Raw genomic sequence first — 21213 nt, forward strand, 5'->3', positions numbered from 1 at the left:
GTCAGGTGGTCGCGTCGGAGGTGGCCGCGCCTGTCGAGGACCGTGGCGCCGCCACGCTCTCGGGCTGCGGGACCCGGACGTTGGGGATCAGCGCCGCTCCGGACTGGTCCATCAGGTCCGTGGGGTCGTTCTTCACCACTACGCCGGTGCCCCGCTTGCCGCGCCGCAGCCGGTTCTCCAGCCAGGCGGCCAGGCTGGTGAGCAGGAAGTTCAGCGCGATGAAGAGGATCGCGGCCACCGTGTAGGCGGCGATGGTGTTGGCGTAGTTGGTGGACACCAGTCGCGCGTTGGACAGCAGCTCGCTGTAGCCCAGCATGGCGCCGCCGAGCGTGGTGTCCTTCACGATGACCACCAGCTGGCTGACGATCGCCGGCAGCATCGCGGTCACCGCCTGGGGCAGCAGCACGTGGACCATGGTCTGGCCCTTGCGCAGACCGATCGCCCGGGCCGCCTCGCCCTGGCCGCGTGGCAGCGTCAGCACGCCGGCCCGCACGATCTCGGCGAGCACCGAGGCGTTGTACAGGACCAGGCCGGTCACCACCGCGTACAGCGGGCGGACGTCGCGGTCCACGTCGGACCACATCGCGTACGCCTCGTTGGCGAAGATCATCATCAGCAGCACCGGAACGGCGCGGAAGAACTCGACGATGACGTCGCAGGGCCGGCGGATCCACCAGTGGTCGGAGAGCCGGCCGATGCCGAACACGACACCGAGCGGCAGCGCGATGACCAGCGACAGGGCCGCCGCCCTCAGCGTGTCCTGCAGGCCGGGCCAGAGGAAGGTGGTCCAGACCCGGGAGTCGGTGACGAAGACGTCCCACTTCTCCCCGTCGAGCTGGTTCTTGTCGTCGAGCGCCTGGTAGACCCACCAGAGGAAGGCGCCGAGCACGGCAACAAACAGCACGGCGTAGAGCACGTTCCGCCGCTTGGCCCGGGGGCCCGGGGCGTCATACAGAACGGAGAGGTTGGTCATCGCTTCACCGCCACGCGCTTGGCCAGCCAGCCGAGGAACAGCCCGGTCGGCAGGGTCAAAATGATGAAACCGAGGGCGAACAACAGGGCGATCGGGATGAGGTTGGCCTCGTTCTCGATCATGGTCCGCATCAGGGCGGCGGCCTCGGCCACGCCGATGGCGGCCGCCACCGTGGTGTTCTTGGTGAGCGCGATCAGCACGTTGGCCAGCGGGGCCACCACCGAGCGGAAGGCCTGCGGCAGCACCACGATGCGCAGCACCTGCCCGAAGCTGAGGCCGAGGGCCCGCGCCGCCTCGGCCTGGCCCACCGGCACGGTGTTGATGCCGGAGCGCAGCGCCTCACAGACGAAGGTCGAGGTGTACGCGATGAAGCCGAGGACGGCCAGTCGGAAGCCGGTCGTGTCGAGCTCGTCGGAGAACATCGTCATGCCCAGCGTCTGGCCGAGGCCCAGGGAGCAGAAGACGATGATCAGGGTCAGCGGGGTGTTGCGGAAGAGATGGACGTAGGCGGTGCCGAAGGCGCGCATGATCGGGACCGGGCTGACCCGCATGCCCGCCAGGATCGTGCCCCAGATCAGGGAGCCGATCGCGGAGTAGACGGTGAGCTGCACCGTCGTCCAGAACGCGCCGAACAGGTCGTACTGTTCGAGGTCTAGGAAGTCGAACACGGAGTCTCTCAGTCTCGACTAGAGGGTGCGGAATGGGTGCGGCGCGCCGCCGGTCGGGGCGGCGCGCCGCGGGGACCCGGTGGGTCAGCTGGCGGCCTCGATCTCGGGGGCCGGCTCGTTCTCGTAACCGGCCGGGCCGAGGTTGGCGTCGACCGCCTCCTGCCAGGCGCCGGAGTCGACCATGCTCTGGATCGCGTCGTTGATCTGCCCCTGGAGCTCGGTGTCGTCCTTGGGGATACCGACGCCGTAGTACTCGTCGCTCAGTTCGAGACCGGCGAGCTCGAACTTGCCCTGGTTGGCCTCCTGCGAGGCGTAGCCGGCGAGGATCGAGTCGTCCGTGGTCAGGGCGTCGACCGCGCCGTTCTCCAGGCCGGTCAGGCACTCCGAGTAGGTGCCCATCTCCTGGAGCTGGGCGTCCGGCGCGAAGTCGTTCTGGACGTTCTGCGCGGAGGTGGAGCCGGTGACCGAACAGAGGGTCAGCTCGTTGATCTCGTCCGGCGAGGAGACCGTCTCGCCCGTCCGCATCAGCAGGTCCTGGTGCGCGAGGAAGTACGGGCCCGCGAAGCTGACCTGCTGCTCGCGCTCCTCGGTGATCGAGTAGGTGGCCACGATGAAGTCCACGTCGCCGCGCTGGAGCATGCTCTCGCGGTCGCCACTCGGCGACTCGACGAACTCGATCTGGTCGGGCTCGTAGCCGAGCTCGCCCGCGATGTAGGTGGCGACGTCCACGTCGAAGCCGGCGTAGTCGCCGTCCGGGGTCTGCAGGCCGAGACCCGGCTGGTCGAACTTGATGCCGATGGTGATGCTGTCGCCGCCGCCGCTTCCGCCCTCGCTGCCATCCTCGTCGTCACCGGAGCCGCACGCCGTGGCGGCGAGCGAGAGAGCGAGAACGGAGGCGGCCAGCGCGCTTGCCTTGCGGAGTCTCATTGCATGATCCCTTGTTGTCGTAAAAGTGGTGCGGGTCCGTGGGCGACCGAGCTGGTCGCGTCGTGAGTCGCGAGCGTCAGTGCTTGAGGATCTTCGAGAGGAAGTCCTTGGCCCGGTCGCTGCGGGGGTTGTCGAAGAACTGGTGCGGGGCCGCCTCTTCGACGATCCGGCCGTCCGCCATGAACACCACGCGATCGGCGGCGGAACGGGCGAAGCCCATCTCGTGGGTGACGACGACCATCGTCATGCCCTCCCTGGCCAGCTGCTGCATGACCTCGAGGACCTCGTTGATCATCTCCGGGTCGAGCGCCGAGGTGGGCTCGTCGAAGAGCATCACCTTGGGCTGCATGGCCAGCGCGCGGGCGATCGCCACCCGCTGCTGCTGACCACCCGAGAGCTGGGCCGGGTACTTGTCGGCCTGGGTGCCGACGCCGACCCGGTCGAGCAGCTCACGCGCCCGGGTCTCGACCTCATCCTTGTTCTGACGCCTGACCTTGATCGGACCCAGCATCACGTTCTCGAGCACGGTCTTGTGCGCGAAGAGGTTGAAGGACTGGAAGACCATGCCCACGTCGGCGCGCAGCCGGGCCAGACCCCGGCCCTCATCGGGCAGGGGATCACCGTCGATGGTGATCGATCCCGCGTCGATGGTCTCCAGGCGGTTGATGGTCCGGCACAGGGTCGACTTGCCGGAACCCGAGGGACCGATCACGACGACCACTTCGCCGCGCTTGATCGTCAGGTTGATGTCCTGGAGCACGTGCAGCGCACCGAAGTGCTTGTTCACGCTGTCCAGGACGACAAGGTCTTCCGCCAGGGGCGCGGCCTCCTCAGCGGCATCCTTGGTCAGCGGCACATTGCTCATCGTGGCTTTGCTCCGTCCTCGTCGGTTGACGGGACCTTAGCCAGCGCTTACAAGCACCGTCAGCAGATCTGAGCGGAAATTGAGGGTCACGATGTGATCGCGGTCTCGTTGCGCTCGGTGTCGTGGCCACCGCGTTCGGTGAGAACCGGGTAACGGAACCGTTCAGCCTCCCCCGACCCCCTTGACGCCGGCCGCGTCCATCGGCATGGATGCGGGGATACGCTTCAACTGCCGTGGGAGGAATGCGCGGGTGAGACTGCTCCTGGTCGAGGACGACGAGCATGTCGCCGCCGCCCTGGTCGCCGTGCTGACCAGGCACGGCTTCGACGTGGCCCGCGCCCGCGGCGGCGAGGAGGCCATCACGCTGGTCCGCGACCGCACCTTCAACGTCGTGCTCCTCGACCTCGGGCTGCCCGACGTGGACGGCTTCGAGGTCTGTGGTCGGATCCGGCGCGTGGCCTCGGTGCCGATCATCATGGTGACCGCGCGCAGCGACGTCCGCTCCCGCATCCATGGCCTCAATCTGGGGGCCGACGACTACGTCGTCAAGCCCTACGACACCGGCGAGCTGCTGGCCCGGATACACGCGGTCAGCCGCCGCAAGGCCCACGAGGAGGAGCCGGCGGGCCCGGAGCCCGACCCCACCGGGGTACTCAGCCTCGGCCCCATCACCGTGGAGCTCGCCACCCGCCAGGTCTCGGTGGACGGCCGGCAGATCTCCCTGACCCGTAAGGAGTTCGACCTGCTCGCCCTGCTGGCCCAGCGCCCCGGCGTCGTCTACCGCCGGGAGCAGATCATCAGCGACGTCTGGCAGACCAGCTGGGAGGGGACGGGCCGCACGCTCGAGGTGCACGTCGCCTCGCTCCGGGCCAAGCTGCGCCGGCCCGGGCTCGTCGAAACCGTCCGCGGCGTCGGCTACCGGCTGGCGCTCCCCACCGTCTGACCCCACCCCCACTCCCTCATGCGCTCACGTCTGCTCCCGCTGCTCATCGTGCTGCTGGCCGGTGTGCTGCTCGCCCTCGGCATCCCGCTCGCCGCCAGTCAGGCGCGCAGTGAGCAGCAGCGCGTCGTCGTCGACCGGATCGACGACACGGCGCGCTTCGCCTCGCTCGCCCAGTTCGCCGCCGGTGACGCCGGCGGCGAACAGCTCGTCGCCCTCCAGCAGGAGCTCGACACCTACTTCGAGGTCTACGGCATCAGCGCCGGCGTCTTCCAGCGCGGCGGCGAGTCGATGGCCGCGGCGCCGGAGGGCTGGCAGGTGCCGGGCGGCAAGTACGCGCAGGAGTTCGCCGAGGCGCTGGCCGGCCGGCGCAGCGAGGGCCCGAGCCAGGTCTGGCCGTGGAACACCGACCGGACCCTGGTGGTGGCCTCGCCGGTGATCAGGGACGGCGACGTGATCGCGGTGGTGGTCACCGAGTCGCCCACCGGCCCGCTGCGTGCCCGCATCCTCAGCGGCTGGATGCCCATCGTGGCCGGCCTGGCCGCGGCCACCCTGCTCGCCGTGGCCGCCGCGATCCAGCTCACCAGCTGGGTGCTGCGGCCGGTCCGGGTGCTCGACCGGGCCACCCACGAGATAGCCACCGGGCGGCTCACCGCCCGCGTCGCTCCCTCGGGCGGACCGCCCGAGCTGCGCCGGCTCGCGCACTCCTTCAACGAGATGGCCGACAACGTCGAGCAGGTGCTCGAACAGCAGCGCGCGTTCGTCGCCGACGCCTCGCACCAGCTGCGCAACCCGCTGGCCGCGCTGCTGCTGCGGATCGACCTGCTCGGTCTTGAGCTGCCGGAGGACAACGCGGAGATCGCCTCCGTCCGGGCCGAGGGCAAGCGTCTCGCCACCGTCCTCGACGGCCTGCTCGACCTGGCCCTCGCCGAGCACAGCCCGGCCGACCTGGCGACCACCGACGTCGCCGCGCTGGTCACCGAGCGCCTCGCCGCCTGGCAGCCCGTCGCCGAGCGGCGTGGCGTCGACCTCCGCTTCACCGGGCCCGCGGCCGTCACTGGCTGGGCCGACCCGGTCGGCCTCTCCAGCGCGCTGGACGCCATCGTGGACAACGCGCTCAAGTTCACCCCGAGCGGCGGCGAGGTCTCGCTCACCGTCACCGCGAGCGGCGAGCAGGTCAGCATCGTCACCGCCGACACCGGTCCCGGCCTCGACGACACCGAGATGGAGCGGATCGGCGACCGCTTCTGGCGCAGCGGCCGCCACCAGAACATCAACGGCTCCGGGCTCGGCCTGTCCATCGTCGGCGCCCTGCTCAACGCGGCCGGGGCCGCGGTCGCCTACGAGCACAACCGGCCGCACGGCCTGCGGGTGACCATCACCCTGCCGCGGTACGGCCCCGAGCAGCCGGGCGAGGACCTGCCGATCAGCCTGCCGAGGCAGGCGTCAGCCGCAGAGTGACGACCTGGAACGGGCGCAGCGTCAGCGGCACGCCGCCCGCCGCGTCGATCGCGCACTCCGGGGCCAGCGGGCCCGCGGCCAGGGGGCGCTCCAGCAGGTCGGTCGTGGTCACCGAGGCCAGCGGGAAGCCGGTCACCAGGCGCCCGCTCGACCGGCCCCCCGTCGCCTCGTAGAGCCGGACCACCACGTCGCCGCCGCGGTCGTCGGCCAGCTTCACGGCCGCCACCACCAGGCCCTCGCCCGCGACCGTCACCAGCGGCTCGACGGCCGCCGAGCCCGGCACCTCGCGCTCCGGCAGGTTGATCCGGTGGCCCTCGGTGACCGCGTCGACCAACGAGGCGCCCGGCACCAGCGCGTACCGCAGCAGGTGCTCGCCCTGGTCGGTCTCCGGGTCCGGGTAGCGCGGGGCGCGCAGCAGCGAAAGGCGCACCGTCGTGGTCTGCCCGCCGTCCGGACGCACCTCGCGCGTCACGTCGTGCCCGTACGTCGAGTCGTTCACGACGGCCGCGCCCCAGCCGGGCTCGGCCACCCGCAGCCAGCGGTGCGCGCAGATCTCGAACTTGGCCGCGTCCCACGAGGTGTTGGTGTGGGTGGGCCGGTGGACGTGCCCGAACTGGGTCTCGGCCGCCGACTGGTCCGCCTTCACGTCCAGCGGGAACGCGGCCTTGAGGATCTTCTCCCGCTCGTGCCAGTCGATGTCGGCCGCCGCGTCCAGCACCCGGGCGCCGGCCCGCAGCGTCAGCCGCTGCGTCACCCGCGAGCCCGCCCCGAACGAGCGGGTGACCGCCACCGTGGCCGCCTCGGCCGAGGCGGCCTCCAACGTCAGCTCGTCCACCGCGACCAGGTCGGTGACCCGGTGCCGGTAGAAGGAGTCGATGTCCCAGGCGTCCCACAGGTTGGGCAGGTCGGGGTGGAGCTGGAGCAGGTTGCCCGCGCCGCCCGGCGCGATCGCCTCCCGGCCCGACGCCAGCTCGACCGCCGAGACCACCAGGCCGCGCCCGTCGACCACCACCCGCAGCAGCCCGTTGGCCAGCGTGAAGCCGCCGGTACCGCCCTGCTCCGCCGTGACCCGCTCCACGGTGACCGGCTCGGTCGCCGGCGCCAGCTCGGCGCGCGGCCGGGCCCCGCCGGCCGGGACCCCGCCCCGCCCGTGCGGCGCCGCGTTGAACACCACCGTGCCCGGGCCGCCGCCGGCCAGCGCCCGTTGCGCCTCGTCGACCAGCGCCAGCAGCTCGTCCCGCAGCCGCGCGTAGGTGGCGCGTGCCTCCCGGTGCACCCAGGCGATCGACGAGCCGGGCAGGATGTCGTGGAACTGGTGGAGCAGGACGGTCTTCCAGATCGCGTCGAGACGCTCGTACGGGTACGCGTACCCCGGCACCCGCACCGCCGCCGTCGCCGCCCACAGCTCGGCCTCCCGCAGCAGCGACTCGCTGCGCCGGTTGCCCTGCTTGGTCTTGGCCTGGGAGGTGTAGGTGCCGCGGTGCAGCTCCAGGTACAGCTCGCCCACCCACACCGGCGCGTCCCGGTACTCGGCCGCCGCCTTGGCGAAGAACGCCGCGGGCCGCTCGATCTCCACCCGCGGCGAGCCCTCCAGGTCCCGCAGCCGCCGGGCGCGCGCCAGCATCTCGCGGGTGGGGCCGCCGCCGCCGTCCCCGAAGCCGAACGGCACCAGCGAACGCGAGCCCCGCCCCTTCTCCCGGTAGTTGGCGGCGGCGTGGGCCAGCTGCTCGCCGCCGAGGTCGGAGTTGTAGGTGTCCACCGGCGGGAAGTGCGTGAAGACCCGGGTGCCGTCGATCCCCTCCCACCAGAACGTGTGGTGCGGGAAGGCGTTGGTCTGGCTCCAGGAGATCTTCTGAGTCAGGAACCACTTCGAGCCGGAGAGCCGCACCAGCTGCGGCAGGGCCGCCGTGTAGCCGAACGAGTCCGGCAGCCACACCTCCTCGGTCTCGCTCCCGAACTCCTCCAGGAAGAACCGCTTGCCGTGCACGAACTGCCTGGCCATGGCCTCGCCGCCGACCATGTTGGTGTCCGACTCCACCCACATGCCGCCCACCGGCACGAACGAGCCGTCCGCCACCCGCTTCTTGACCCGTGCGTACACCTCAGGACGGTGTTCCTTCAGCCAGGCCAGCTGCTGCGCCTGCGACATCGCGAAGACGAACTCCGGGTGGTCGTCCATCAGGGCGACCACGTTCGCCGACGTGCGCGCCACCTTGCGCACCGTCTCGCGCAGCGGCCACAGCCAGGCCGAGTCGATGTGCGCGTGGCCCACCGCGCTGACTCGGTGCGCCGAGGCGTGCGCCGGAGCGGCCAGCACCCCGGCCAGCGCGGCCCGCGCGGCGGGCGCGCTGCCGACGACGTCGTCCAGGTCCAGCGCGTCGAGCGCGCCCTCCACGGCCCGCAGGATCGTCCACCGCCTGGCGTCCTCGACGGCCAGCCGCGTCATAAGACCGCCCAGCACCTCGAGGTCCTGCACCAGCTCCCACACCTGGGGCTCGAAGACCGCCAGGTCCATCCGCGTCACCCGGTACAGCGGCTCGTCGCCCGCGGTCAGCCGGTCGCCGAGCGGGCCGGGCCCCTGCTCGTTGAGGATGGGGTTGGCGGCCGCCTCCACCAGCAGTTCGACGCGCTCCCCGCCGGCCGCCGCGTCGGCGATCCGCACCCAGTCGTTGCTCGGGTGCAGCCCCTTCACGGCCTCGCCGTCCGGCCGGTAGACCAGGCCCTCGCACTGGAACCCCGGCATCCGCCGGTCGAAGCCCAGGTCGAGCACCGCCTCCACGGTGCGGCCCGCCCACGCGGCGGGCACCAGACCCGTCACTCGGAACCAGGTCGTGCCCCAGGCCGGCCCCCAGGCGTCGCCCACCGCGGCCGGGCGGTAGGTGGCGGCGAGCCCCTCGGCCACCGGCACCGGCTCGCCCGGGGCGTCCCAGCGCTCCAGGGCCAGCTCCACGGCGGGACCGTGGACGGCGGGCCTGATCCGCTCGGTCAGCACCCGGTGCAGTCGCTGTTCGACGAGGTTGCGGTCATCGTGCATGCTCGGCTGACTCCCTTGTCGTGGCGCGATGGACGATGGTGGGACGTGACGACGGCGGGACCGGGGATTTCGCGGCTCAGGGCTTGACGGAGCGGTAGTAGTCGCGGGCGCCCGGGTGCAGTTCGAGCGGCTGGGTGTAGATGGCCGTGCGCCGGTCCACGCGCTGCGCGGCGTGCACCGCCTGCCCGATGCGGTCCCGGCCGTTGATCACGGACCTGGTCACCTGCTCGGTCAGCGCCTCGTCCACGCTCTCGGTGGTCAGCAGCAGGTTGGCCACCGCCAGGGTGTCCACCACCTGCGAGCCGAGGATGGCCGGGTAGGCGTCGGGCGGCAGCCCGGCCGCCCGGTAGTAGGCGTTCTGCGGGCCGAGCGCCGTCATGGCGGGCAGCAGGTCGCCGAGCGGTACCAGGCGGATGTCGGTGTTGGCCGCCAGCTGCTGCACCGCCGAGGTGGGCAGCCCGCCGGACCAGAAGAAGGCGTCGAGGCGGCCCGCCTCCAGCATCGTGGGCATCGCGTCGATCCCGGAGCGGATCGGGACGATGTCCTCCTCCATGTCGAGGCCGGCCGCCTCGAGCAGCTGCCTGGCCGCCGGCTGCACCCCCGACTGGTCCTGGCCGACACCCACCCGCAGGCCGACCAGGTCCGCGGCGTCCCGTACCGGGGAGTCGGCCGGCACCACCAGCTGGATGTAGTCGTCGTAGAGCCGCGCGCACGCCCGCAGCCGGTCGGCGCCCTCGGGGTCCGCCGCCCGGTAGGCGGCTATCGCGTCGGCGGTGGCGATGGCGAAGTCGGCCTCCCCGGCCACCAGCCGCTGGATGTTCTGGACCGAGCCCTCGCTCGGCTTCAGCGTTATCTCCAGATCCGGGGCGTCCCGCGCGAGCTGGCCGCGGAGCAGCTCACCGTAGCGGGAGTAGACCCCGCTGGCGACGCCGGTGCTCATGGTCACCGAGCCGGTCGGCCGCGGGTCGGAGCCGAAGAGCGGCCGCCACAACAGGCCGGCCAGCACGACGAGCGCGACCGCCACACCGAGCAGCACGGGCACCGGCCGGCGGCGCAGCGTACGCATGGAGAGCAGGCGGCGGTCCTGCGCGCTGGGAGCCACCCGAGCAAGCTACCAGCGGAACGTAGACTTGGGGACTGCCTCTAGCTGGTCCCGGATCGATTTGGATTGAGTTCTCGCATGCCGGAAGTCGCGCGCACATACCAAGTCAGGACGTTTGGCTGCCAGATGAATGTCCACGACTCGGAGCGAATGGCCGGGCTGCTCGAGGCCGCCGGCTACGTCGCCGCCGAGCCGGGCGCCGACGCGGCCGACATCGTGGTGTTCAACACGTGCGCCGTCCGGGAGAACGCGGACAACCGGCTCTACGGCAACCTGGGCCAGCTCGCGCCGAAGAAGAGCGCCCGCCCCGGGATGCAGATCGCTGTCGGCGGCTGCCTCGCCCAGAAGGACCGGGACACCATCGTGCGCCGCGCCCCCTGGGTCGACGTCGTCTTCGGCACGCACAACGTGGGCAGCCTGCCCGTGCTGCTCGAGCGCGCCAGGATCCAGCGCGAGGCCCAGGTCGAGATCGCCGAGTCGCTCGAGGCCTTCCCCTCCACCCTGCCGACCCGCCGCGAGAGCGCCTATGCCGCCTGGGTCGCCATCTCCGTCGGCTGCAACAACACCTGCACCTTCTGCATCGTGCCCGCGCTGCGTGGCAAGGAGAAGGACCGCAGGCCGGGCGACATCCTCGCCGAGATCGAGACGCTGGTCGCCGAGGGCGTCAGCGAGATCACCCTGCTCGGCCAGAACGTCAACGCCTACGGCTCGGACATCGGCGACCGGCAGGCGTTCTCCAAGCTGCTGCGCGCCTGCGGCGGCGTCGAGGGCCTGGAGCGGGTCCGGTTCACCTCCCCGCATCCGCGTGACTTCACCGAGGACGTCATCGAGGCCATGGCCGAGACGCCCAACGTGATGCCGCAGCTGCACATGCCCCTGCAGTCCGGCTCCTCCCGGGTGCTGCGCGCCATGCGCCGCTCCTACCGCCAGGAGCGGTACCTGTCCATCATCGAGAAGGTCAGGTCGGCCATCCCGGACGCGGCCATCACCACCGACATCATCGTGGGCTTCCCCGGCGAGACCGAGGAGGACTTCGAGGAGACCCTGCACGTGGTGCGCGAGGCCCGCTTCGCCCAGGCCTTCACCTTCCAGTACTCCAAGCGGCCCGGCACCCCGGCGGCCGAGATGGCGGGGCAGATCCCCAAGGAGGTCGTCCAGGCGCGGTACGAGCGTCTCGTCGCCCTCCAGGAGGAGATCTCCTGGGCGGAGAACAAGAAGCAGGTCGGCCGCACCGTGGAGGTGCTGGTCGCCGAGGGCGAGGGCCGCAAGGACGACGCCACCCACCGGCTCTCGGGGCGGGCCCCCGACAACCGCCTGGTCCATTTCACCCGCCCCGCCGAGCCGGTCAGGCCGGGCGACATGGCCACCGTCGAGATCACCTACGCCGCCCCGCACCACCTGTTGGCCGAGGGCGAGGTCAGGGCCGTCCGCCGCACCCGCTCGGGGGACGCCTGGGAGCGGCGCACCGCGGCCCCGACCGGTGACGCCAAGCCGGCGGGCGTGATGCTCGGCCTGCCGGGCGTCGGCGTCCCCGCCCCGCTGCCGGAACCGGCCGGTGGCTGCGCGGTGTCCTGACCGGCCCGCCGCTACCCGGGGTTAGGCTCGCGACATGCTCGTCGCCGCCGCCGTCTGTCCCTGCCCACCGCTGCTGGTCCCCGAGGTCGCCGGGGGTGCCGCCCACGAACTCGACGCGGCTCGCGCCGCGTGTTACGACGCGCTGGCGGTGCTCTCCGCGGCCCGGCCCGAGCGCCTCGTGGTCGCGGGCCCCGCGGCCGGCGACGGCCTCGCACGCCTGGCGGCCGGCGCCCGGGGCACGCTGCGCGGCTTCGGGGTCGGCGTCGAGACCGTGCTCGGTGCCCCGGGCCCCGGGGCCGCGGGCGACTCGGGGGAGCCCGAGCTGCCGCCCTCACTGACCGTGGGGTCGTGGCTGCTTCAGCGTGTCGGCTGGCGTTCGGCCCCCGTGGCGGCGCTGGCCGTGGGCGAGGAGTTGGAACCCGAGCGGTGCGCGGCCGCCGGCCGTGAGCTCGCCGGCGGCGAGGAGCGCCTCGCGCTGTTGGTCATGGGCGACGGCAGCACCTGCCGCTCGCCCAAGGCGCCCGGCTACTTCGACGAGCGCGCGGCGGACTTCGACGCGGCCGCCGCGCGCGCCCTCGGCGCGGCCGACCTGGCCGCCCTGCGCCGCATCGACCCCGCGCTGGCGGCCGAGCTCGGGGCTGCCGGCCGATCCGGCTGGCAGCTGCTCGCCGCCGCGGCGGAGGGCGCCGGCCTCGCCGGCCGGCTGCTCTACGACGACGCGCCCTACGGGGTCGGCTACTTCGTCGCCTCCTGGACCTGACGCCCCGAGCCCGGGGGGAAGCGCGCCGCTACGCTCGGGCGCCCTCCCCGGCCTCGCTGGCCTCCTTGGTCCCCCTGGTCTCGTTGTCCGCCGCCTCGGCCGCCGCCGTCTGCTTGGGAATGCCGACCGACTCCGCCGCGGCGCCGGCGTCCTCCGCCGACTCCGGTCCCCCGCCGGCGGGCGGCTCCTCCTCGGCGGCACGGCGACGCAACCAGCTGAACACACCCATGGACCTCTCCTGACCTGACGACTCACGGGCGATGATCGGCCGGAAGGCCGGCGGTTCGCCCTCGGAACCCCAAACGACCCCAAAGCCCCCGCGTCACGTCGCTCGTTCGAGGACCGGCCGGCCGGTCTGCGAGACTGCCCGGGTGAACACCCCAGCCTCAGCCCCGCAGGTCATCGCCGTCGTCGGGGCGACCGCGGCCGGCAAGTCCGACCTCGGCGTCGCGCTGGCCGAGCGCCTCGGCGGCGAGGTGGTCAACGCCGACTCGATGCAGCTGTACCGCGGCATGGACATCGGCACCGCCAAGCTCACCGAGGAGGAGCGCCGGGGCGTGCCGCACCACCTGCTCGACGTCTGGGACGTCACCGTGACCGCGAGCGTCGCCGAGTACCAGCGGCTGGCCCGGGCCACCATCGACCGGCTGCTCGCGGCCGGCCGCACGCCCGTGCTGGTCGGCGGCTCCGGCCTCTATGTGCGCGGCGCTGTCGACGCCCTGGAGTTCCCCGGCACCGAGCCCGCCGTCCGCGCCCGGCTCGAGGAGGAGCTCGCCACCGTCGGCAGCGGCGCCCTGCACGCCCGGCTGGCCGCCGCCGACCCCAGGGCCGCCGAGGCCATCCTGCCGAGCAACGGCCGCCGGATCGTCCGCGCCCTGGAGGTCATCGAGATCACGGGCCGCCCCTTCACCGCCCAGCTGCCGGGCCCGGGCGTCGACCCCACCGTCTATCCGACGCTGCAGCTGGGCGTCGCCGTGGACCGCCCCGAACTCGACGCCAGGATCGCCGACCGGGTGGACCGGATGTGGCGTGCCGGGCTCGTCGACGAGGTGCGCGCCCTGGAGCGGGTCGGGTTGCGCTCAGGGCGCACCGCCTCGCGTGCCCTCGGCTACCACCAGGTGCTCGCCGCTCTGGCCGGCGAGTGCGGCGAGGACGAGGCGCGGGAGGAGACGGTTCGCGCCACCCGGCGGTTCGCCCGCAGGCAGGAGAGCTGGTTCCGCCGCGACGCCCGAGTGCACTGGCTCGACGGGTCGCGGGAGGGGCGCGAGGGACTCGTGGAACGGGCGTGGAAACTGCTCGAACGGACGGTCACATCCTGATCACGTGATGGCATCGGGACGCTCCAAGCGGGCGGGAGCGGCCATCACGCGTGCCATCATCGAGCAATGTCGCAATGGCCGTGAACCGTTGGAACCAGGTAGGGAGGGCGCGTGGCGATGGAGGCCAGCCCTCGCGAAAGCAACGGCACGGCGGAGGACGTTCCCGCGCCCCCGTCCCGCCTCGACCCCGGTGCCGAGGCCGAGCTCGACATCGACGCGGGTCCTGTCGCCGGAGACGACTACGCGGAGACCACGGCGCTGCCCGACCCCGCGGCCGGCGGCGAGTCCTACGAGGAGCTGCGTCCGCCGCGGCGGCTGAAGCTCGTCCTCTTCGCCCCCATCGTGGTGCTGAGCCTGCTCGGCGCCCTGATGTTCGCGTTCCCGCTGGCCTTCGCCTTCGACGGCGCGGGTGCCGTGGTGGCCATGCTGGGCCTGTTGATCGGCTGCAGCGCCGCCGGCTGGGGCATGATGGCCGCCGGCCGGGCCGGCTTCACCTGGCCCGGGCTGCCGCCGCGCGGCTCGGGGCGCCGCCCTGACTGGCGGGTCCTCGCGCTCTACGGCCTCGGCCTCGCCCTCTTCGCCCTGCTCGCCGTCTGGCGCGTCGCCGGCCTGCGCTGACCCCGACTACGATCGGACGGGTGAGCACCACCACGCAGCCCGTGCCGTTCCTCAAGGGCCACGGCACGGAGAACGACTTCGTCATCATCCCCGACCCCGAGGGTCGGCTCGACCTCACGCCCGCCACCGTCGCCCGGATCTGCGACCGGCGCGCCGGCGTGGGCGGGGACGGTGTGCTGCGCGTGGTGCGCTCCGCCGCGGAGCCGGCCGCCCGCGCCCTGGCGGGCGAGGCCGAGTGGTTCATGGACTACCGCAACGCGGACGGCAGCGTGGCCGAGATGTGCGGCAACGGCGTCCGGGTCTTCGCGCACTACCTGCGCCACGCCGGCCTCGTCAAGGACGGCACCGCCGCCGGCGGGGCGGGGGAGTGGCTGCCCGTCGCCACCCGGGCCGGCGTGCGCCGCGTCCGCTTCGCGGAGGGCGGAGACGTCGTCGTCGACATGGGGGCCGCGCGGCTGCCCGCCGGACCGGAGCCGGCCGCCACCGTCGCCGTGGGGGAGCGCAGCTGGCCGGCGCTCCAGGTCGACATGGGCAACCCGCACGCCGTGGCTTTCGTCGGCGACCTGGGCGACGCCGGGCGGCTGTTCGACCCGCCGGCCGTCGCGCCGGCCACCGCCTTTCCCGCCGGCGTCAACGTCGAGTTCGTCGTGGACCGCGGCCCACGCCACGTGGCCCTCCGGGTGCACGAACGCGGCTCGGGCGAGACCCGCTCCTGCGGCACCGGCGCCTGCGCCGTGGCGGTCGCCGCCGCCCGCCGCGACGGTCTCGACCCCGCCAGGGACGGCGAGGCGGCGGTCTACACCGTGGACGTGCCCGGTGGCCGACTCGTTGTCACCGAGTTCCCCAACGGCACCATCACCCTCACCGGCCCCGCCGTCCTGGTGGCCGAGGGCACCCTCGAACCGGCCCTGCTCGGCTGACCCGCCCGCTCCACGCCCGCCCCCACGTGCGCTGATGTGCGCCCGTCGTGCGCCGGATGGTTCCTGGCCTGACGAGCCATCGCTTTCGGCCACCTTTCCCCGGACATACGTCACTCGCCTGGGTGATCCACCACGTTAGGGGCGCCCGGTGGTCGGAGCGGCGTGCTGGGCTCGGTAGCATCAAGCACCGGCGCCGCTGCGGGATCACAGGTCACGGGGATCACTGGGATGAGCCGCGGTCCGGTCCGGAGACCGCGGGAGGTGCCACCCCATGAGCGCAGAGGCGACAGCACCGAGGGGCCGGCGGGGACACCGCCGGGACGTGCTGAGGCTGCGTCAGCTCGGCCGCGCTGCTCTCTTCGGAACGGCCGTCAACAACCGGTTGCCCGACGCCATCGAGCACGTCGCCCAGGTCCACCGCCGCCACCACCCGGGCGCCGACCTGGACACGCTGCGCCGCGCCTACCTGCTGGCCGAGTCCGCGCACCGCGGCCAGACCCGCAAGAGCGGCGAGCCGTACATCACCCACCCGCTGGCCGTGACCCTGATCCTCGCCGAACTCGGCGCCGAGACCACCACGTTGACCGCCTCACTGCTCCACGACACCGTCGAGGACACCGAGGTGACGCTCGACCAGGTGGGCGCCGCCTTCGGCGACGAGGTCCGCCACCTCGTGGACGGGGTCACCAAGCTGGAGAAGGTGGACTACGGCGCGGCAGCCGAGCCCGAGACCTTCCGCAAGATGCTGGTCGCCACCGGCAGCGACGTCCGGGTCATGTCCATCAAGCTCGCCGACCGGCTGCACAACATGCGCACCCTGGGCGTGATGCGCCCGGAGAAGCAGGCGCGCATCGCGCGGGTCACCCGCGACGTGCTGATCCCGCTGGCCGAGCGCCTCGGTGTGCAGACCCTCAAGACCGAGCTGGAGGACCTGGTCTTCGCCGTCCTGCACCCGGAGGAGCACGCGCAGGCCAGGGCGTTGATCCGGGAGCACGCCCAGCGCCCCGACCCGCTCGCCGCCGTCGCCGAGTCCGTGCGCGAGGTGCTGCGCGAGGCCGGCGTCACCGCCGAGGTCCACATCAGGCCGCGGCACGTGCTCTCCGTGCACCGGGCCCGCCGCAAACGCGGCGAACTCGGCCCCTGCGACTACGGCCGGCTGCTGATCCTGGTCGCCGAGGACGCCGACTGCTACGCGGTCCTCGGCGAGCTGCACACCTGCTTCACCCCCGTCGTCTCGGAGTTCAAGGACTTCATCGCGGCGCCCAAGTTCAACCTCTACCAGTCGCTGCACACCGCCTTCCTCGACGACGGGGGCCGGCTCGCCGAGGTGCTGGTGCGCACCCACCGGATGCACAGCGTCGCCGAGACCGGCGTCGTCGCCCTGGGCGACCCGCACCGGTCGGCCGACGGCGAGGCCGCGGGGGACGACAGCGAGCGCGCCGACCCGACCCGACCCGGCTGGCTCTCCCGGCTGCTCGAATGGCAGCGGCAGGAGCCGGACCCCGACACCTTCTGGAGCTCGCTGCGCGACGAGCTCGCCAGCGACCGCGAGATCACCGTGTTCGCCGAGCGGGCCGACGAGGGCCCGCTCCAGCTGCCGGCCGGCGCGACCTGTGTGGACGCCGCGTACGCCCGGCACGGCAAGGCCGCGCACGCCTGCCTCGGCGCCCGGGTCAACAGCCGGCTCGCCAGCCTGCGCACCGTGCTGCGCGACGGGGACACGGTGAGCCTGCTGCTCGCCCCTGACGGCGGCTCGGGACCGTCCCCCGAGTGGCTTGACTACGCCGTCACCCCGGCCGCCAGGATCGCGATCCGCCGCTGGCTCGACGCGCGGACCCCGGAGACGGAGGGCGAGCCGGAGCGCTCCGCCCCGGCCGCCGGGCCACGCGCCCGGGTGCCGGCCCCCGCCGCCGAGCCCGGCGCGGGACCCGAGACCGCGGCCGAGGCCCAGGGCGCCGTGGTGACCGACGCGCCCGGCGCGCCGGTCAGGCTCGCCCGCTGCTGCACCCCGGTGCCGCCGGACCGCGCCCTCGGATTCACGGTGCGTGGTGGCGCCGTCACCGTGCACCGGGAGAGCTGTCCCTCCGCGGTCCGCATGGTCGGCGCCGGGCGACAGCCGCTGGCCGTCGGCTGGCGCTCGGGGGCCGTGGAGGGCCGCGTCACGCTGCGCGCCGAGGCGCTGGGCCGCGCCGAACTCCTCGCCGACCTCACCGAGGCCATCGCGGCCCAGGGCGCCGCCGTGGTGCACGCCGAGGTCGAGCCGCCGCGCGAGCAGCGCGTGCGGCACACCTACACGCTGCGACTTCCCGACGCCTCACGGCTACCGGGTCTGATGCGGGCGATGCGGCGGGTCCCCGGCGTCTACGACGTGAGTCGCGCCGTGCGCACCGGGTCCTGACGCGGAGCCGACGACGTCCGACACCACCGCCAAACCCGGATGACGGGGCGGTGCCAGCGTGCCACCATGGTGCGGGCGGCGGGAATTCTCCGGTTCGCCCGGGCGTTCCCCGGACAGTCATCGCAGTCGACTCTAAGGATCGAATTGACCTTCTCCTCTCTTCCTCATGACCCTCAGGACCACCAGCGCCGCACCGCCGGCCGCCGGGCCGACGCCCTGATGGACGAGGACGTCGCCTGGAGCGGTATCGACGAGGAGCGGGACGGTGAGCAGTTCGACCGCGAAGACCGCGCCGCGCTCCGCCGGATCGTCGGCCTCTCCACCGAGCTCGAGGACGTCACCGAGGTCGAGTACCGGCAGCTGCGCCTGGAGCGCGTCGTGCTGGTCGGCGTCTGGACCTCGGGTACGGCCAGGGACGCGGAGAACTCGCTGGCCGAGCTGGCCGCCCTCGCGGAGACCGCGGGCGCGCTCGTGCTCGACGGCGTGATCCAGCGCCGTGACAAGCCGGATCCGGCCACCTACATCGGCTCGGGCAAGGCCCAGGAGCTGCGCGACCTGGTGCTCGAGACCGGCGCCGACACCGTGGTGTGCGACGGTGAGCTGAGCCCAGGCCAGCTGATCCACCTGGAGGACGTGGTCAAGGTCAAGGTGGTCGACCGCACCGCCCTGATCCTGGACATCTTCGCCCAGCACGCCAAGTCCCGTGAAGGCAAGGCCCAGGTGTCGCTGGCCCAGATGCAGTACATGCTGCCGAGGCTGCGCGGCTGGGGCCAGTCGCTCTCCCGGCAGATGGGCGGCGGCGGTTCCAGCGGTGGCGGCGGCATGGCCACCCGCGGTCCTGGTGAGACCAAGATCGAGACCGACCGGCGGCGGATCCGCGAGAAGATGGCGAAGATGCGCCGGGAGATCGCGGAGATGAAGACCGGCCGCGAGGTCAAGCGCCAGGAGCGCCGCCGCAACAAGGTGCCCTCGGTCGCCATCGCCGGTTACACCAACGCCGGCAAGTCCTCGCTGCTCAACCGGCTCACGGGCGCCGGCGTCCTGGTGGAGAACGCGCTGTTCGCCACCCTCGACCCGACGGTGCGCCGCGCCGAGACCCCGAGCGGGCGGGCGTACACGCTGGCCGACACCGTCGGCTTCGTGCGCCACCTCCCGCACGACCTGGTCGAGGCGTTCCGCTCCACCATGGAGGAGGTCGGCGAGGCCGACCTGATCCTGCACGTGGTGGACGGCTCGCACCCCGTCCCCGAGGAGCAGTTGGCCGCCGTGCGCGAGGTGATCGGCGAGGTCGGGGCGCGCGACATCCCGGAGATCGTGGTCGTCAACAAGGCGGACGTGGCTGACGAGTTGGTCCTGCAGCGGCTGCTGCGCGCCGAGCGGCGGGCGATCGCCGTGTCGGCGCAGACCGGCCAGGGCATGGCCGAACTGCTGGCCACCATCGACGCCGAGCTGCCGCGACCGGCCGTCGAGCTCGAGGCGCTGGTGCCCTACACCGAGGGCGCGTTGGTCTCCCGGGTGCACGCGGAGGGCGAGGTGCTCGCCGAGGAGCACACCGGCGACGGCACGCTGCTCAAGGCCCAGGTCCACGAGGAGCTCGCGGCGCTGCTCGCGCCGTACGTGCCGGCGGCCAGGGGCTGACCGGACCGGGAGGGACGCGCGGCCGCCCGCGTATGCTGGTGGCGGCGCGTATCCCTCCCGGGAGCGCGACCCCTCTGACCAGGGAGAACGTGCATCGTGTTGCGCACCATGTTCAAGTCGAAGATCCACCGTGCCACCGTCACCGAGGCGGACCTGCACTACGTCGGGTCGGTCACCGTCGACGCCGATCTGATGGACGCGGCCGACCTGTTGCCCGGCGAGCTGGTCCACATCGTCGACATCGACAACGGAAACCGTCTCGAGACCTATGTGATCGAGGGCGCCAGGGGCAGCGGCGTCATCGGCATCAACGGCGCGGCGGCCCACCTCGTCAAGCCGGGCGACCTCGTCATCCTCATCAGTTACGCGCAGGTGGACGACGCCGAGGCCCGTGAGCTGCGGCCCACGGTCGTCCACGTGGACGGCGCCAACCGCGTTGTCCGGCTCGGCAACGACCCGTCGGAGCCGGTGCCCGGCAGCCGCACCGAGCGGAGCCCGAGCGCCGTCGCCGCCGCCAGCTGACCAACACACGGAAGGGGCCGGTGTCCGCTCGCGGACACCGGCCCCTCGTCGTCGCTGGGTGCCGGATCAGCCGGCCTGCTGGCTCACGTACTCGAGGACGTCACGCGCCTCCACGTCCAGCCGCGGTCCCGCGAGCCAGGTGCTCTCGAACGGGCCGATGGAGTTGACCGAGATCAGCTCGGCGTTGCCGTCGTCGCCCGTCCGCAGCCAGGGGCCGCCGGACGAACCGCCGGTCATGGTGCAGCCGACCCAGTAGAGCACCGGCATGGTGGCGTCGATGGACAGCCGGCCCGGGTCGCCGTTGCAGTTGTACATCAGGGCGCCGTCGTAGGGCTCGGCCGCCGGGAAGCCGTAGAGCGAGACGGTGCCGAGACCGGAGACCGCCGGGGCGTCGAAGTTGACGGGGACGGACGCGCCGACCGTCTCCTCGAGCGAGAGCCCGCTGCCGTCCTCCGGCTCCACGGACAGCACCGCGAAGTCGCCGTGGGCGCCGTCGCCGCCCGTGGTGGTGCCGTTGTCGATCCAGTACTGGGTGGTCGACACGTAGTTGGCCCAGAAGACGCCGTAGGGCGCGACCTCCTCGGCGTTGGCCGGGTCGTTGGCCTCGGCCGCGCTCAGACCGTTGTTGTTGTACGCCGGCACGAAGCTGATGTTGCGGTACCAGCCGCCGCCGACGCCCGCGTGCACGCAGTGGCCCGCGGTGGCCACCAGGTTGGAACGGCCCGGGTTGTTCGGGTCGCTGACCACGGTGCCGGAGCAGACCATCGGTCCCTCCGGGCTGTCGAAGAACACCTTGCCGATCGGCGCGCCGTTCTCCGTGTACGGGGTCTGCACCGGGACGGCCTCGACGGGCAGCGGCTCGGGGTCGGTGATGCCCCGGTCCGCCATCGGGTCGTCGGCCTCAGGCGCGTTCGGGTCCTCCTGGATCTGGTCGTCGTCGATCGACTGGTCGGGGTCCTCGGCCTGACCCATGCGGTCCGGGTCCCACAGGCCCTCGATGATCGGGTTGACGAAGTCGCCGACCTCGCGGAGCCAGGTGTCCTGGTCCCAGTTCTCCCAGCCACCGTCGAGCCAGGCGTCGACGTCGAAGTCGAACGGCAGGTTGTCGATGATGTCCTGGAGTTCACGGCCTCCCTCGGTGCCTTCCGAGGAACTGTCGGTCGGCGCCTGGGCATCCTCACTCGACTCGTCGTCGCCGTTGCAGGCGGTGGCGGTGAGCGCGAGACAGGCGGCCATCGCCGTGGCTGCGAGCGCGGCGCGGCGACGTGAAGATCGCCTGCGTATCGATGACATGGGTGAACTCCCCCTGGGTGGTCTCACTGGTATTGCTCGGTGGTGCTCGGAGCATCTGCCCGGCACACCGCCGGCGCGGAGGGCGGACCCCCACTATGCCGGTGACCAACTGGACGGCGGCAGCCGGGTCCCCGGTTCCACCGGGGCGCGAAGGGGCGGCCCACGGCGCGTGCTTCGCGGATCGCCAAAGGATCTTGCCA

At 72.7% G+C, this 21213-nt stretch carries 18 protein-coding genes; 10 read left to right on the forward strand and 8 right to left on the reverse strand.

What is annotated here, in order from left to right; all coding sequences use genetic code 11:
* Position 1 precedes the first annotated feature (1 nt).
* The 4 genes from ACFWI8_RS21825 to ACFWI8_RS21840 form a co-directional block, all read right to left on the reverse strand.
* A complete protein-coding gene (locus tag ACFWI8_RS21825) occupies positions 2–973 on the reverse strand; it encodes an amino acid ABC transporter permease (protein WP_387094103.1) in 972 nt (323 codons plus the stop codon).
* The gene (locus ACFWI8_RS21830) at positions 970–1641 is read right to left on the reverse strand and encodes an amino acid ABC transporter permease (protein WP_387094106.1); all 672 of its coding nucleotides are present in this window, start codon (positions 1639–1641) and stop codon (positions 970–972) included. Before ACFWI8_RS21830 ends, ACFWI8_RS21825 begins: the two co-directional genes overlap by 4 nt.
* Positions 1642–1725: 84 nt before the next feature.
* Complete coding sequence (locus tag ACFWI8_RS21835) at positions 1726–2568, reverse strand: glutamate ABC transporter substrate-binding protein (RefSeq protein ID WP_387094109.1); 843 nt, start codon at positions 2566–2568, stop codon at positions 1726–1728.
* Between the two features lie 76 nt (positions 2569–2644).
* The gene (locus ACFWI8_RS21840) at positions 2645–3433 is read right to left on the reverse strand and encodes an amino acid ABC transporter ATP-binding protein (RefSeq protein ID WP_311600669.1); all 789 of its coding nucleotides are present in this window, start codon (positions 3431–3433) and stop codon (positions 2645–2647) included.
* Positions 3434–3683: 250 nt separating this feature from the next.
* Here ACFWI8_RS21840 and ACFWI8_RS21845 point away from each other — a divergent pair, with 250 nt between their 5' ends.
* On the forward strand, positions 3684–4376 hold the full coding sequence (locus tag ACFWI8_RS21845) for a response regulator transcription factor (RefSeq protein WP_387094113.1): 693 nt from the start codon (positions 3684–3686) through the stop codon (positions 4374–4376).
* Between the two features lie 18 nt (positions 4377–4394).
* Complete coding sequence (locus ACFWI8_RS21850) at positions 4395–5834, forward strand: sensor histidine kinase (RefSeq protein WP_387094116.1); 1440 nt, start codon at positions 4395–4397, stop codon at positions 5832–5834.
* On the opposite strand, the gene ACFWI8_RS21855 is transcribed toward ACFWI8_RS21850, so the two are convergent.
* Both ACFWI8_RS21855 and ACFWI8_RS21860 read right to left on the reverse strand, forming a co-directional pair.
* Positions 5800–8868, reverse strand: coding sequence for an alpha-mannosidase (locus tag ACFWI8_RS21855; protein ID WP_387094119.1), 3069 nt, complete (start codon positions 8866–8868; stop codon positions 5800–5802). The two genes, ACFWI8_RS21850 and ACFWI8_RS21855, sit on opposite strands and share 35 nt — an antisense overlap.
* Positions 8869–8944: 76 nt before the next feature.
* On the reverse strand, positions 8945–9934 hold the full coding sequence (locus ACFWI8_RS21860; protein ID WP_387094211.1) for a TAXI family TRAP transporter solute-binding subunit: 990 nt from the start codon (positions 9932–9934) through the stop codon (positions 8945–8947).
* Positions 9935–10048: 114 nt separating this feature from the next.
* Between ACFWI8_RS21860 and miaB the strand changes: the two genes are divergently transcribed.
* On the forward strand, positions 10049–11545 hold the full coding sequence (gene miaB, locus ACFWI8_RS21865; protein ID WP_387094122.1) for a tRNA (N6-isopentenyl adenosine(37)-C2)-methylthiotransferase MiaB: 1497 nt from the start codon (positions 10049–10051) through the stop codon (positions 11543–11545).
* Between the two features lie 34 nt (positions 11546–11579).
* Positions 11580–12305 (forward strand): hypothetical protein, encoded by a 726-nt coding sequence (locus tag ACFWI8_RS21870; RefSeq protein ID WP_387094125.1) that lies wholly within the window; start codon positions 11580–11582, stop codon positions 12303–12305.
* Between the two features lie 28 nt (positions 12306–12333).
* On the opposite strand, the gene ACFWI8_RS21875 is transcribed toward ACFWI8_RS21870, so the two are convergent.
* A complete protein-coding gene (locus tag ACFWI8_RS21875) occupies positions 12334–12534 on the reverse strand; it encodes a hypothetical protein (RefSeq protein ID WP_387094128.1) in 201 nt (66 codons plus the stop codon).
* A 142-nt stretch (positions 12535–12676) separates the two neighbouring features.
* On the opposite strand from ACFWI8_RS21875, the gene miaA reads away from it, so the two are divergent.
* The 6 genes from miaA (at position 12677) to panD (ending at position 19720) form a co-directional block, all read left to right on the forward strand.
* A complete protein-coding gene (miaA, locus tag ACFWI8_RS21880) occupies positions 12677–13624 on the forward strand; it encodes a tRNA (adenosine(37)-N6)-dimethylallyltransferase MiaA (protein ID WP_387094131.1) in 948 nt (315 codons plus the stop codon).
* Between the two features lie 117 nt (positions 13625–13741).
* Entirely contained in the window at positions 13742–14242 is a 501-nt protein-coding gene (locus tag ACFWI8_RS21885) for a hypothetical protein (protein ID WP_387094213.1), read from the forward strand.
* A 20-nt stretch (positions 14243–14262) separates the two neighbouring features.
* Positions 14263–15162, forward strand: coding sequence for a diaminopimelate epimerase (dapF, locus tag ACFWI8_RS21890; RefSeq protein ID WP_387094134.1), 900 nt, complete (start codon positions 14263–14265; stop codon positions 15160–15162).
* A 271-nt stretch (positions 15163–15433) separates the two neighbouring features.
* Positions 15434–17560: a RelA/SpoT family protein gene (locus tag ACFWI8_RS21895; RefSeq protein ID WP_387094136.1), complete on the forward strand. Its 2127-nt coding sequence runs from the start codon at positions 15434–15436 to the stop codon at positions 17558–17560.
* Between the two features lie 144 nt (positions 17561–17704).
* On the forward strand, positions 17705–19198 hold the full coding sequence (hflX, locus tag ACFWI8_RS21900; RefSeq protein WP_387094139.1) for a GTPase HflX: 1494 nt from the start codon (positions 17705–17707) through the stop codon (positions 19196–19198).
* A gap of 96 nt (positions 19199–19294) precedes the next feature.
* Complete coding sequence (panD, locus tag ACFWI8_RS21905; protein WP_387094142.1) at positions 19295–19720, forward strand: aspartate 1-decarboxylase; 426 nt, start codon at positions 19295–19297, stop codon at positions 19718–19720.
* Between the two features lie 66 nt (positions 19721–19786).
* Here panD and ACFWI8_RS21910 read toward each other — a convergent pair whose 3' ends face one another.
* On the reverse strand, positions 19787–21013 hold the full coding sequence (locus tag ACFWI8_RS21910; RefSeq protein ID WP_387094145.1) for a trypsin-like serine peptidase: 1227 nt from the start codon (positions 21011–21013) through the stop codon (positions 19787–19789).
* Positions 21014–21213: the final 200 nt, after the last annotated feature.

It is taken from the genome of Streptomyces sp. NPDC127098 (assembly GCF_042722465.1).
Classification (GTDB): domain Bacteria; phylum Actinomycetota; class Actinomycetes; order Streptomycetales; family Streptomycetaceae; genus Streptomyces; species Streptomyces millisiae.

Excerpts from the sequence above, each read along its gene's own strand:
- ACFWI8_RS21825 (WP_387094103.1), bottom strand. The coding sequence starts at position 973 with ATGACCAACCTCTCCGTTCTGTATGACGCCCCGGGCCCCCGGGCCAAG.
- ACFWI8_RS21835 (WP_387094109.1), bottom strand. The coding sequence starts at position 2,568 with ATGAGACTCCGCAAGGCAAGCGCGCTGGCCGCCTCCGTTCTCGCTCTC.
- ACFWI8_RS21840 (WP_311600669.1), bottom strand. The coding sequence starts at position 3,433 with ATGAGCAATGTGCCGCTGACCAAGGATGCCGCTGAGGAGGCCGCGCCC.
- ACFWI8_RS21850 (WP_387094116.1), top strand. The coding sequence starts at position 4,395 with ATGCGCTCACGTCTGCTCCCGCTGCTCATCGTGCTGCTGGCCGGTGTG.
- ACFWI8_RS21855 (WP_387094119.1), bottom strand. The coding sequence starts at position 8,868 with ATGCACGATGACCGCAACCTCGTCGAACAGCGACTGCACCGGGTGCTG.
- ACFWI8_RS21860 (WP_387094211.1), bottom strand. The coding sequence starts at position 9,934 with ATGCGTACGCTGCGCCGCCGGCCGGTGCCCGTGCTGCTCGGTGTGGCG.
- miaB (WP_387094122.1), top strand. The coding sequence starts at position 10,049 with ATGCCGGAAGTCGCGCGCACATACCAAGTCAGGACGTTTGGCTGCCAG.
- ACFWI8_RS21870 (WP_387094125.1), top strand. The coding sequence starts at position 11,580 with ATGCTCGTCGCCGCCGCCGTCTGTCCCTGCCCACCGCTGCTGGTCCCC.
- ACFWI8_RS21875 (WP_387094128.1), bottom strand. The coding sequence starts at position 12,534 with ATGGGTGTGTTCAGCTGGTTGCGTCGCCGTGCCGCCGAGGAGGAGCCG.
- ACFWI8_RS21885 (WP_387094213.1), top strand. The coding sequence starts at position 13,742 with ATGGAGGCCAGCCCTCGCGAAAGCAACGGCACGGCGGAGGACGTTCCC.
- ACFWI8_RS21895 (WP_387094136.1), top strand. The coding sequence starts at position 15,434 with ATGAGCGCAGAGGCGACAGCACCGAGGGGCCGGCGGGGACACCGCCGG.
- ACFWI8_RS21910 (WP_387094145.1), bottom strand. The coding sequence starts at position 21,013 with ATGTCATCGATACGCAGGCGATCTTCACGTCGCCGCGCCGCGCTCGCA.